The 11,868-nt window shown below is 54.5% G+C and carries 12 protein-coding genes; 5 read left to right on the plus strand and 7 right to left on the minus strand.

Annotated elements, in window-relative coordinates:
* Positions 1–50: 50 nt before the first annotated feature.
* Positions 51–626 (plus strand): DNA-binding response regulator, encoded by a 576-nt coding sequence (locus D7M11_RS23060; protein ID WP_240041267.1) that lies wholly within the window; start codon positions 51–53, stop codon positions 624–626.
* A 473-nt stretch (positions 627–1,099) separates the two neighbouring features.
* On the opposite strand, the gene D7M11_RS23065 is transcribed toward D7M11_RS23060, so the two are convergent.
* Positions 1,100–1,729 carry a L,D-transpeptidase family protein gene (locus D7M11_RS23065; RefSeq protein WP_120749630.1) on the minus strand — a complete coding sequence of 210 codons (630 nt, stop codon included), beginning with the start codon at positions 1,727–1,729 and terminating at the stop codon, positions 1,100–1,102.
* A gap of 244 nt (positions 1,730–1,973) precedes the next feature.
* Positions 1,974–2,102: a hypothetical protein gene (locus D7M11_RS37795; RefSeq protein ID WP_275671730.1), complete on the minus strand. Its 129-nt coding sequence runs from the start codon at positions 2,100–2,102 to the stop codon at positions 1,974–1,976.
* Positions 2,103–2,201: 99 nt separating this feature from the next.
* On the opposite strand from D7M11_RS37795, the gene D7M11_RS23070 reads away from it, so the two are divergent.
* Both D7M11_RS23070 and D7M11_RS23075 read left to right on the plus strand, forming a co-directional pair.
* Complete coding sequence (locus D7M11_RS23070) at positions 2,202–3,776, plus strand: FAD-dependent oxidoreductase (protein ID WP_120749631.1); 1,575 nt, start codon at positions 2,202–2,204, stop codon at positions 3,774–3,776.
* Between the two features lie 54 nt (positions 3,777–3,830).
* The gene (locus tag D7M11_RS23075) at positions 3,831–4,892 is read left to right on the plus strand and encodes a Gfo/Idh/MocA family protein (protein ID WP_120749632.1); all 1,062 of its coding nucleotides are present in this window, start codon (positions 3,831–3,833) and stop codon (positions 4,890–4,892) included.
* A gap of 104 nt (positions 4,893–4,996) precedes the next feature.
* On the opposite strand, the gene D7M11_RS23080 is transcribed toward D7M11_RS23075, so the two are convergent.
* Entirely contained in the window at positions 4,997–5,152 is a 156-nt protein-coding gene (locus D7M11_RS23080) for a DUF1540 domain-containing protein (RefSeq protein WP_120749633.1), read from the minus strand.
* A 101-nt stretch (positions 5,153–5,253) separates the two neighbouring features.
* The gene (locus D7M11_RS23085) at positions 5,254–5,844 is read right to left on the minus strand and encodes a helix-turn-helix domain-containing protein (protein ID WP_120749634.1); all 591 of its coding nucleotides are present in this window, start codon (positions 5,842–5,844) and stop codon (positions 5,254–5,256) included.
* A gap of 232 nt (positions 5,845–6,076) precedes the next feature.
* Here D7M11_RS23085 and D7M11_RS23090 point away from each other — a divergent pair, with 232 nt between their 5' ends.
* Both D7M11_RS23090 and D7M11_RS36505 read left to right on the plus strand, forming a co-directional pair.
* Complete coding sequence (locus tag D7M11_RS23090) at positions 6,077–7,681, plus strand: NTTRR-F1 domain (protein ID WP_120749635.1); 1,605 nt, start codon at positions 6,077–6,079, stop codon at positions 7,679–7,681.
* A gap of 23 nt (positions 7,682–7,704) precedes the next feature.
* Complete coding sequence (locus D7M11_RS36505; protein ID WP_158606781.1) at positions 7,705–7,848, plus strand: hypothetical protein; 144 nt, start codon at positions 7,705–7,707, stop codon at positions 7,846–7,848.
* Between the two features lie 100 nt (positions 7,849–7,948).
* On the opposite strand, the gene D7M11_RS23095 is transcribed toward D7M11_RS36505, so the two are convergent.
* From D7M11_RS23095 to D7M11_RS23105, 3 genes are all read right to left on the minus strand, one after another.
* On the minus strand, positions 7,949–8,812 hold the full coding sequence (locus D7M11_RS23095) for a carbohydrate ABC transporter permease (RefSeq protein ID WP_420818439.1): 864 nt from the start codon (positions 8,810–8,812) through the stop codon (positions 7,949–7,951).
* 39 nt (positions 8,813–8,851) lie between these two features.
* A complete protein-coding gene (locus tag D7M11_RS23100) occupies positions 8,852–9,814 on the minus strand; it encodes an ABC transporter permease (protein ID WP_120749637.1) in 963 nt (320 codons plus the stop codon).
* A 325-nt stretch (positions 9,815–10,139) separates the two neighbouring features.
* Positions 10,140–11,804: an extracellular solute-binding protein gene (locus D7M11_RS23105; protein ID WP_240041268.1), complete on the minus strand. Its 1,665-nt coding sequence runs from the start codon at positions 11,802–11,804 to the stop codon at positions 10,140–10,142.
* Positions 11,805–11,868 lie beyond the last annotated feature (64 nt).

Genomic DNA, 11,868 nt, shown 5'->3' on the forward strand with positions numbered 1-11,868 from the left:
TCGGACCCTCTTAGGGACGATGCGGTGTTTTTTATTTCATAAAGAGGGAGTTGATTCCGCTGACGGTCGAAACTGCGTACACCGCTTTTCTGCTGCGGTATCAGGAGAAGCGATCGGGGGAAAGCGGGCGCAGGCTGCAAGAAGGACTTGGCCATGCGGAGAAGCTTTTTCTCGGCAGCGTCTGGTGGCCGGCCGTCGGCCATTTCGACCATTTGCACCCGGAATATGAGGTTTATGACTTCAAGGACGGCACGCGCTTTCTCGATTTTGCCTATCTTCGTGAGCCGTTTCAAGTTTGCTTCGAGTTGGACGGTTACGGCCCTCATCTGCGGGATACGAGCCGCTGGCAGTTCGCGGACCAGCTGTGGCGGCAAAATCATCTCGTCATCGAGGGCTGGAAAGTCATCCGCTTCGCCTATGACGACATTCAGGACAAACCTCGCCGCTGCCAACAGCTCATTCAGCAGCTTCTGGGGAAATGGTTCGGGGACGACATAAGAAATAGCCCCAAGTTGACGCTTAAGCAAAGAGAAATTATCCGGTTCGCCATTCATGCAGGACGGCCGATTCGCCGGGGGAAGTATGCCGACAGCTCGAAATCAGCGATCGGCATGCAAGGGAGTTGATGTACCAATTGGTTGAGGCCGACCTGCTCGTACCGGCTACAGGATCGCAGCGTATCCGGTCATACCGACTAAAGCCGAATGCCCCCCTGTTCCATATATAAGCAGCGTGTCCAGAACCGCAGATCCTTCAAATGCGGCTGCACGAAAAAAAACTAACGGAATAAACTTCCGTTAGCATCATGAAAAACAAACTACATTTAGCAATAAAAGAACTGTATTCCGTTATTTGCGATAAAGTCGCGCCGTTCGCCCGAATAGGGCGCTCTTAACGGAACACAGTTCCTTTATTTTCGGGAAATACCCGGGAAATAATGCATTAACGGAAATAAATTCCGCTAATGCAGGCAGCCATCACCTGAAAAGGATGAATAGTGACAATGACCCGACCACTCACCCTTACCGCCACTCCCCCCTCCTCCTACCCCAGCCACGAGCGCATCTTGCTCAGGCGAACGGCGCCATAAACGAGCAGCTCAGGAAATGGCAAACGGCGCGAGCCGCACCAGCTCCTGACGGGTACCGATCGCCATAACCGGCTCCGCCCCCGGAGTCATCCATTCCAGCACGCGCAGCACGTGCTCTTCCGCGGTCGTCACGCATCCGGCCGAGCCGGAGAACGGGGAGCTCCATATATGAAAGAAAATAGCGCTCCCCCGTCCTTGCACGATAGGGTCTTCGTTGTACCGGATCACCGCCGCTTTGCGATATACCGGGATCGCCAGCCGCTCGAACGATGACCAGCGCTTGGCCGGATCGCCGTCAAAACGAACCCATTGGTTATAGTCGGGCGAATGCGGATCATCCACCCAATAATCCTGATCGTTTGCGAGACGATACGGCCACGCTCCGGCCGGCTTCGGCTCGGCGCCAAAGCCGGTGCCCATCCGAAAACGCCCGGCCGGCGTTTTCCCGTCTCCCTCCCGTTTCAGCAGCGATAGTCCGCTATGCCCGATCGCAGCCGGAACGTCTCCGGCCAATCGCCAATCGGCAGTCTCCGCCTGCCTCTCCCACATCGTCAGCCGCGCTTGAACCGAAACGTAGTCCGGGGATTCGACTACAAGCAGCTGACGCGTACGTTCGATGCCGCATACTTCCACGCTCATTCCCTCCTCTAATCATGCACCGAACCGGACTTCCGGCCCGCCAACCGCTCATGAACCCAGTATAGATGAATTTTCGCAATATGCCGAACACCGACACCGATATATGTATTGTCCGATCCGCCAAAAAAGCACCGCAATCGCAGCGACGATTCGGTTCAAACCTGCATCCGCAGACAGCCGGCCAGATCCGGCGGAAAATCGCCCCATCATTCCCGAATGAGGACACTCCACAGTTGGCATCAGCTCAAATTTGGAATAAAATGCCGCCTTTGCTTGGCCACACCACGGTATCCCCTTCTTCACCGCCGAAAAAAACGGCGAAAGTACCAAAAAAGGTCATAGCATTGCATAGGATTGCCGCTTCGTTTCTCATACAATAAACTTATCTATGCCTTTCCCATCGCGGGTACCATTCGCTTTGGCGGAAGATCGACATGGAAATGACATTACCGGCAAAAAAGGAGTCGAACCGATGAATCGTCATCTTCACGCGGATATCGTTATTATTGGAGGAGGCACCGGAGGCACCGCCGCAGCGCTGGCGGCAGCCCGTATGGGACGCTCCGTTATTATGACCGAGGAAACCGACTGGATCGGCGGCCAGCTCACAAGCCAAGCCGTTCCGCCCGACGAGCATCCCTGGATCGAGCAGTTCGGCAGCACCCGCAGCTACCGCCAGTTCCGGAACGGGGTACGTGCCTATTACCGCGACCATTTCCCGCTTACGCCGGAAGCCCGCGCCAATGACCGGCTGAACCCGGGCGGCGGCGGCGTCAGCCGGCTGTGCCACGAGTTCCGCACCGCCCATGCCGTGCTGCTTCAGATGCTGGCGCCCTTCGTGCATAGCGGCAAGCTTACCATATTGACCCGCCACGCCATCGAATCGGCGGAAACCGAAGGCGACCGCGTCGTCTCGGCCGTCGTGCTGAACCGGGACACCGGCAACCGCATTACGCTGACCGCGCCTTATTTCCTCGATGCAACCGAATGCGGGGATATGCTGCCGATGACCGGCACCGAATATGTGACCGGCGCGGAATCGCAAGCGCAAACCGGCGAGCCCCATGCGCTGGAAGGGGAAGCGGACCCGCTCGACATGCAGGGCTTCACCCATTGCTTCGCGATGGACTACATCGAGGGCGAAGACTTTACGATCGACCGTCCGGCCCAGTATGACTTCTGGCGCGATTACAAGGCCGACTTCTGGCCGGACAAGCTGCTCAGCTGGACGGGCGTTCGTCCGCATACGCTGGAAACGGTGCAGTACGAGCTGTTCCCCGGAACGGACCGGTATTCACTGTTCCATTACCGGCAAATCGTAGAGAAGTCTCATTTCGTGCCGGGTACGTTCGCAGGCAATGCGACGCTCGTCAACTGGCCGCAGAACGACTACTGGCTCGGCCCGGTATTCGAGGTCAGCGAAGAAGAGCGCGCGAAGCATCTCGAGGGCGCTCGGCAGCTCAGCCTGTCGCTGCTGTACTGGCTGCAAACGGAAGCTCCGCGTCCCGACGGCAAACAAGGCTATCCGGGCTTGCGTCTGCGTCCCGACATCGTCGGCACCGAAGACGGTCTCGCGATGTATCCGTACATTCGCGAAGCGCGCCGCATCAAAGCCGAATTTACCGTCCTTGAGCAGCATGTGGCTACCGCGTGCCGTCCCGACGGCAAAGCCGAAACGTTTGACGACTCCGTCGGAATTGGCTGCTACCGGATCGACCTGCATCCGAGCACGTCCGGCCGCCATTATATCGATATTTCGTCGCTGCCGTTCCAAATTCCGCTCGGGGCGCTCATTCCGGTGCGCATGAACAATTTGCTGCCGGCCTGCAAAAACCTCGGCGTAACGCACATTACAAACGGCTGCTACCGGCTCCATCCGGTCGAATGGAACATTGGCGAAGCCGCCGGTTATTTGGCCGCCTACTGTCTGGAACGCGGCATTTCTCCGCGCGCCGTGCGCGGCACGAAGCCGGAGCTCGAGCAGTTCCAGCAATTGCTTGCGCGCGAAGGCATCGAGCTTTCCTGGCCGGTAACTCGCCCGGTGTGACCTGTACTATTTTAAGAAAGAATGCCATTACAACTCCAAAATGAGGTGTTAGCTGTGAGCAAAATCGTAAAAATCGCCGTCGTCGGCGCCGGCTCGATCTCCGAGAGCCATCTGCGTTCCTACAAGGAAAATCCGCAAGCCGAGCTGTACGCCATCTGCGACCTGAATGAAGAGCGCGCACGCGCCAAAGCGGAGAAATACAACATTCCGCACGTGTACACCGACTACAACGAGCTGCTGAAAGACCCGAATATCGACGCGATCAGCGTATGTACGTGGAACAACGGCCACGCGCCGATCAGCATCGCCGCTCTGAACGCAGGCAAGCACGTGCTGTGCGAGAAGCCGCTCTGCAAAACGGTCGAGGAAGCTTATGCCGTCGAAGAAGCGGTGCGCAAAAGCGGCAAAACGCTGCAAGTCGGCTTCGTACGCCGGTACGCGTCGAACACGCGTATCGTCAAGGAATATATCGATAACGGCGAAGTAGGCGAGATCTATTACGCAAAAGCAACGTGCATCCGCAGACTAGGCAACCCGAGCGGCTGGTTTTCCGATATCGAGCGCTCCGGCGGCGGACCGCTCATCGACCTGGGCGTTCACGTGATCGATCTCTGCTGGTATTTGATGGGCCGTCCGAAGGTGAAAAGCATCAGCGGCAATACGTATCGCAAGCTGGGCAACCGCTCCAACGTGAAAAATCTGGCCTACTACAAAGCGGCCGACTTCAACGCCGAGCATAACGACGTTGAGGACCTCGCGAACGCAGTCATCCGCTTCGAGAACGGTGCTTCCCTGCTCGTCGACGTCAGCTTTACGCTGCATGCGAAGAAAGATGAAATCTCGGTCAAGCTGTTCGGGGAAAAAGGCGGCTTCGAGGTAGAACCGGAACTGGCGATCGTCACGGAGAAATACGATACGATCCTGAACGTAACGCCGCAAATCAACAACCTGTCGTTCGATTTCGTCAAAGGGTTTCAGGACGAGATCGACCACTTTATCGGCGTTTGCCTCGGCGAGCGCGAAACGCTCAGCCCGGTGGAAGACGGCGTAGAAATGATGAAAATTCTTTGCGGCATTTACGAATCCGCGGAAAAAGGCATCGAAATCCGCTTTTGATTGAAATAAAATGGAATGACTCCGGTGATAATAATTATCATTATTGGTCATAATATAAAAAGAGAAAGAGGGGAGATGGCAGCTCCCCTCTTTCATCAAAGCGATTAAATTTTCGATTCGAACGTTTTGCAGTCGGTTTCTTCCGAGTTGCGCGCATGTTCGCCGCGGTGGCTGACCACATAAATCGAGGATGCGTTGCACTTGTTGCCGTTAGCCCAATATTTGCAGGAGTTCACTTCGCAAAGTACGTCTTTGGCCATGTCCGTTCACCTCCCTTCTTCCATTAAGGGTGGGCTAATGGGGCATGGTTTTATACGTGCTTCTTTTTATTTTGCGGAATTCACGGCTGCAGGCGAGCTGGCTATTCGCTTCCAGCCTGCCACCCTGCGGATGCACCGGTTTGTCTACTTCGGTATTCGATCGGAATACAATCCAATCCCGTTACAAGCTTCAGTTGCTGCACAAACATCTTATGATACCTGGCCCGCAGCCAATCTCGTTGAAACGGACTAGCACCAAACACGACTAGCGCTCCGTTCTCGATCACAGCCTCAGTATTTTTGATCCACGTGTTGAAGCTTGGCAGCGATATCGTCTTACGTGCATGCGCCGTAACTTCCCTCCATAACTCTTCCGCGTCGAGATCCTCCAGTGTTACAGGAAGCGGAATGACCGTCTCCGATTCGGCCGATTCGACCTTCTCCTTGCCCGCGGCATCGCACTGATGCTCCCCTTTTTCAGACGCCTCCAGCCCAAGCAGCTCATCGGTCCGAACGCCGAGCAGCACGGACAGCCGGGCGAACGTTGGCAGATCGGGCAGCGATTCGCCCCGCTCCCACTTCGACACGGCCTGATGCGTCACATTCAGCTGCGCCGCCAGCTCCGTCTGGGTCATCCCCTTGCTTCTTCGCAATTCCGCTATTTTGCCCCCGAGCTGCCGCCCATCGATCATCCGTTTCGCATCCTTTCGCTTGTCCCTTACTCTATCTACCCTATCACAACGGCAGCCGATTGGCATGAAACTATTCGTTGATTCGCCGCAGGTACATTAGTCTTTTTTTGCAACTTATGGTTGCAGCGTTTTTGAACGTCCTCCTAACTTATAAAAACTTCCGAAGCGAGACTCATATCCCTTTCAAAAATAGCAAACTTACATAGTATAGGATTAGGAAGGAGGGAGTGTTTTGGCCATTACTATTTCAAATAAAATTCAGAATCCGGGTTTTGAAACCGGGACGTTTGCCGATTGGACTGTAAGCAACGCATCGATTGATGCTGCCCACAGTCACTCCGGAAGTTTTAGCGCGCGGTTAACGGGAGGAGCCGTGAATGCTTTTGTCTCCCAATTTTTCTCTGTAAACCCTGAAGAAAACTTTCAAGCAAATGTAGCTCTGGCAAAACTTAGTCCGGCAACAAGTCCTCCGATCGGGATTTCCGTTTCCTACTACACCGCGGCATTATCTTTCCTAGGAGTTGGTTTGAATATATTTATCCCTGCCGGTCGTCTTCCCGATAATGCGGAAAACGATTGGACCCAAATTACTGCAATTGCTTCACCTGCGCCAGCCGGCGCCGCCGTAGGACAGATGACCGTCTTCAAGTCGGCTTTGGCCGGCAGCGCCGATGTTCTGATCGATGACGTTGCGCTTTTATTATTCGAAGGGTCCTCTACGCCGTCGCCGTCGCCCGACCCTTGCTTCCAAGATATGAGGACGACGCTGCAGCAGCTTCAAGGAAAACTGATTTCGGTTACGCTCTCGGGTTGCTGCGACGATAGTCTGTTCGGGCGCGTTTTCCGAGTCGACGACGGAAAAATGATTCTGGTCGGGACCTTGGGAACGCGCATTATTCCGATTTGTACGATCAGTTCCATCGATTTCGGACCGTTTGCTTATGTAGCCGTCTCCGCCGACGATACGGTTGCGGTCATTAATACCGCCAACAACACGGTCATCGCTTTGATCCCGGTTGGCAACAATCCTGCAAAGATAGCGATTACGCCCGATGGGACGAAGGCTTATGTCACAAATTTCCTCAATAGCTCAGTCTCGGTCATTAATACGACAACCAACTCGGTCATCGGCCTTTCGATTCCGGTTGGATTTCTTCCTCAAGGGATCGCCATTACCCCTAACGGGGCGCGGGCTTATGTCGCAAATGTCGGTAATGATACGGTGTCGGTAATTGACATCGCCACCAACTCGGTCGTCGGCGCTCCGATTATTGTAGGGGATGCTCCCTCGGAGATAGCGATTACACCCGATGGAAGCCGGGCTTATGTCACCAATGCCGGCGGCGGCACGGTCTCGGTGATCGATACCGCCACCAACATGGTCGTCGGTCTTCCGATTCCGGTCGGGGACGGGCCTCAAGGAATCGCCATTATGCCTAACGGAGCTCGGGCTTATGTCGCAAATGCGAACAGTGATACAATCTCAGTGATCGATATCGCCACTAACTCGATCCTTACTACGATTTCAACCTTGGATAATCCTCAAGGGGTAGCGATTACGCCCGATGGGAATTTCGCTCTTGTCACAAATGCCGGCACCGATACGGTCTCCATGTTTGATACGACCACCAATTTGCAGGTCTTCCCTCTTGCGGTTATCGTTGGGGATAATCCTTTAGGGATAGCGATTACGCCCGATGGGAGTCGGGCTTATGTCTCGAATCTCCTCGATAATAACGTCTCGGTGATCGATGTAGCCACCAACTCGGTCATCGGCACTCCGATCCCGGTCGGATTTTTCCCTCAAGGCATCGCGATTACACCGATCACGATATAAGGATAAGAAGGGGCCTGATCCCATTGAAAGAAGAAGACATCATCGCTTTGATTCAAAAAGAAGTAAAAGAAAACCCGCAAGTGAGAAGTATCGAGATCACCAAAAAACATCGAATTCCATTCGCCGTCGTCGAAATGTTTAGAAGAAAGCTAGCCGAAACATCATGAACAATCTTCTCGGCGCTGCATAAGGATCGTTGAAAAAAGAGCCGCTCCTCCTCACTCTCGGGTGATAAGGAACGGCTCTTCTTTCTGCTCCTGCCATGGTCTATCCTTTCAGGGCGCCGACCATGACGCCTTTGACGAAATACTTTTGCAGGAACGGATACACGCACAAAATCGGGATCGTAGCGACCATAATCGTCGCATATTTAATCGTTTCCCCGAGCTGAAACCGGTCGCCCGCATCCGAGCCCTGCACCATGCTGTCGGTTGAATTGGCGATCAGGATTTCGCGCAGCGTAAGCTGCAGCGGGAACAAGTTCCGGTCCTGGATGAAGATCGAGGCGTAAAACCAGCCGTTCCATTTCTCCACCGCGTAGTACAGGATCATGACGGCGATGACCGGCATCGATAGCGGAACGATGATTCGAAACAAAATGGTGAAATGATGGGCCCCGTCCATCTTGGCCGATTCCTCCAAACTTTCGGGCACGGCCATAAAAGCGGTCCGCATAATGATCAGATTAAATGTGTTGATCGAAAACGGGATGATCGTCGCCCACAGCGAATCGATCAAGCCTACGCCCTTCACAACGAGATAAAGCGGGATAAGTCCGCCGCTGACGAACATCGTAAGCACAATAATCATCATGAACAGTTTGTTCCACATCACGTTGCGGCGCGACAGCACGTACGCTCCGAGCGACGTCATGAGCAGGTTGACCGTAACTCCGGCTACCAGAATGAACAGCGTATTGCGGTAACCGGTTAAAATGGCCGGGTTTTGAAAGACGCTCCGGTACGCCTCCAGATTGAAGCCAAGCGGCGCCCATAACAATCCTTTATGATCGATCAGCCGGCCCGCCTCGCTGACGGAAGCGAAGGCTACGTACAGCAGCGGATACAGCGTCACGACAACGAGCGCCAGCAAAGCGGCATATACGACGATATCGAGCAAACGATCCGACATTCCGCTCTTCCGTACCACCCGCATCCCCTCCCCCTTCGTCTACCATAGGCTGTTTTCGCTCACTTTGCGGCTAATATAGTTGGCGGTGATGAGCAGAAGCAGATTAAATACCGAGTTGAACAAGCCAACCGCCGAGCTGTAGCTCCAGACGAATTCGAGCAGCCCTTTGCGGTACACGAACGACGAGATCACGTCGGCCGTATCGTAGATCGCCGGATTGTACAGCAATATGATTTTCTCGAAGCCTACGTTCAGCATATTGCCCATTCGCAAGATGAACAGAATCGTAATCGTCGGCAGTATGCCCGGAAGCGTAATATGCCAAATCTGCCTAAGCCGGCTGGCGCCGTCGATCCGGGCTGCCTCATACTGCTCCTGATCGATTCCCATAAGAGCTGCGATGTAAATGATCGATTCCCAGCCGACATGCTGCCAGATTTCCGACAGCACATAGATGCCGCGGAACAGCTCCGGCTTCTGAAGCATCGCCAGCCCGTCATAACCGAAATAGGTGAATGCCGTATTGATGATCCCGCCGCTGTTCGTAAATTCCTTCACCATGCCGCATATCACGACGAGCGAGATGAAATAGGGCATGTAGGTGACCGTCTGAACGAACCGCTTGAACATGCGGCGCCGCACCTCGTTGATGAGCAGAGCAAGGATAATCGGGGCCGGGAAGCCAAACAGCAGCGTCAGCAGGCTGATGACGAGCGTATTTTTCAAAATGCGCCAGAAGTAATAGCTGCCGAAAAAGTCGCGAAAATGCGTCAGACCGACCCATTCGCTGCCCATAACGCCTTTCATCGGGCTGTAGTCCTTGAAAGCGATCGTCGCCCCGTACATCGGTGCGTAATGAAAAACGACGTAATACGCAAGAACCGGAATCATCATGACGTACAAATATTTGTTCAGCGCGAAATCTCTCAGGAATCGGCGCTTCCAGGACGTTTGCGATTGCGGGGCCGCTTTGGCGGGATCTGCTTGAAGCGTCTTGTCCATCAGCGGACCTCCCTTCAGTCTTCCTTGCCTAATTTCTTTCCCTTCCCGGCGGTGCCGGTCGAGTTGGTTATCCGGTGAACAAGCGCAAAGAGATTATGAACTACGGATGGGGGCGGGAACTATACGGCGGAAAGTTTACGGGCCTCCTTTGAAATCGGGTTCCTACCCTATAATCCATTCAAAGAAACCCGATTCCAAGAGAGGCTGGAGCGTATAGTCCCGTCCCCAGTCTTCACCGCTTCATCTCTTTGCCTGCTTGCTCACCCAGGTCCCCCAGGTCCCCCAATTCCCCCGCCACCATCTCTTTGCCCACTTATTCAAAGCGCTAATTTCCCCGCTTGTTGTAACGGTCGAGCGCCGCCTTCTGAATCTCGATCGCCCGGTCCAGCTTCAGCGATTTCATCTTATCCACATACTTCTCGAAGCTGTCCATCGGCTCCGTGCCGAGAATGAGCTTGAGTGTCATTTCGTCGACAAGCGTGTCAATGTCGGTCATAATTTTCGCGTATTCCGAGCTTTCCTCCTGTGTCGGCGTAATCGGCGGCAGCTGATGCTTCGCCATATCCGTCTTCTGCCAGATGCCGACGGCATCGCGCTGCTCGGGAAGCGCCAAATATTGCTCGATATACCGTTTATCCTGAACGAACGGACCGTTGTAGTTGCTGCGGAAATACATCGACATCGCTTGAGCCGGAGCAAGCTTATCCGGATTGTTCATAATGAGATCGGTATATTTCGGGTAACCGTTCTCCATCTTGTAGCTGACGCCTTCCGTTCCGAAGTTAAAGAACATATGCCCGGCTTCGCTGTAGCCATAATCGAGCAGCTTGGCGGCGAGCTCGGCGTTTTTCGACTTGGCCGTAATGGCGACCATACCGCCCTGCGTAAACGGCTGATCCCGCTGGCCGAACTTCGGCGTGTCGCCTTTTTTCAGCACCGGATACGGGGTTGCCACGAGCTTCGCCTTCGGATCTTTGGCCGTAATAAGCGGCGCCCATTTGCCGATGCCGCCGCCGGCGTTGCCGACCGTTGCTCCCGTCGCACCGGAGGAGATATTCGCGTCAAGCGCCTTCGTATCGATGTTGGCGATGTTTTTATCGAGCAGCCCTTCCGCGTACCAGCTGCGGAACAGGGCGAGGAAGTCTTTGAAGCCTTTTTCCGCCGGTCCGAACTTGATCTGGCCGTTCTCCAAATAGAAGGCGCGGGTGACGCCGAAAGCTCCAGCGAAGGCGCCGGCATTAAACTCGTTTAATACCCTCGGTTTGCTGACGACGGAGAACGGGGCGGCGGCGCCTTTTTTGTCTTTGAATGCCCTGAGCATCGTCGTCCATTCGTCGATCGTCGTCGGAACCGGCAAGCCCAGCTCATCCAGCCAGTCTTTGCGGACGATAGGCCCCTGGAACACCATCAGGCTATCGTCGCCGCGGATGAACGGGAAGACGTAATAGCTGCCGTTGTCGGTTTTGATCATTTTGTCGACTTCGGGATGTTCCTTCAAATACTTTTTCAAGTTCGGAGCGTACTTGTCGATCACATCGTTCAGCTTCAAAATATAGCCGTCCTTGATCGCTTTCTCCGGCCCGCCGGGGAAGGAGACGAAATTGTACTCGATCATGTCCGGCAGGTTGCCGGACGCCAGCATGACGTTCAGCGTTTCCTTCGCCTGATTGACCGGAGCAGTCGTAAACTTGATCGGAATGCCCGTCTTCTTCTGCCATTCCTGATAAAACGGCACTTCGCCGTGAGCGGCCTTGACCCCGGTCAAGTTGCCTGGCAGCTCCGCCCAATACGTCAAAGTCTGATCCGTCTTAATCGGATACGTCGCCCCTGCAGAAGACGAACTGTTGTTAGGCGTTGTCGGTGTTCCCGGCTTGCCGGCATCCGGTGAAGAATTGCCGGTTCCCGAGCCTCCCGAACAGGCGGCGACGAAAGCGCCCATCATGGCGGTGGCCGCGAAAGCGGATACGAGCTTGAATCGTTTTTGTCTCATTGCGAACAAGACCTCCTTGTACTCCCGGTCAAGCCGGAATGCATCGAGAACATTCTCGTACCTT

Origin of the sequence: Paenibacillus ginsengarvi (assembly GCF_003626695.1) — a bacterium.
Taxonomy (GTDB): Bacteria; Bacillota; Bacilli; order Paenibacillales; family NBRC-103111; genus Paenibacillus_AB; species Paenibacillus_AB ginsengarvi.

Bases quoted from the DNA above. Each gene is read 5' to 3' on its own strand.
- D7M11_RS23070 (WP_120749631.1), top strand. From the start codon at position 2,202: ATGAATCGTCATCTTCACGCGGATATCGTTATTATTGGAGGAGGCACC.
- D7M11_RS23080 (WP_120749633.1), bottom strand. From the start codon at position 5,152: ATGGCCAAAGACGTACTTTGCGAAGTGAACTCCTGCAAATATTGGGCT.
- D7M11_RS23085 (WP_120749634.1), bottom strand. From the start codon at position 5,844: ATGATCGATGGGCGGCAGCTCGGGGGCAAAATAGCGGAATTGCGAAGA.
- D7M11_RS23105 (WP_240041268.1), bottom strand. From the start codon at position 11,804: ATGAGACAAAAACGATTCAAGCTCGTATCCGCTTTCGCGGCCACCGCC.
- D7M11_RS23095 (WP_420818439.1), bottom strand. From the start codon at position 8,812: ATGTCGGATCGTTTGCTCGATATCGTCGTATATGCCGCTTTGCTGGCG.
- D7M11_RS23065 (WP_120749630.1), bottom strand. From the start codon at position 1,729: ATGAGCGTGGAAGTATGCGGCATCGAACGTACGCGTCAGCTGCTTGTA.
- D7M11_RS37795 (WP_275671730.1), bottom strand. From the start codon at position 2,102: ATGAGAAACGAAGCGGCAATCCTATGCAATGCTATGACCTTTTTTGGT.
- D7M11_RS23100 (WP_120749637.1), bottom strand. From the start codon at position 9,814: ATGGACAAGACGCTTCAAGCAGATCCCGCCAAAGCGGCCCCGCAATCG.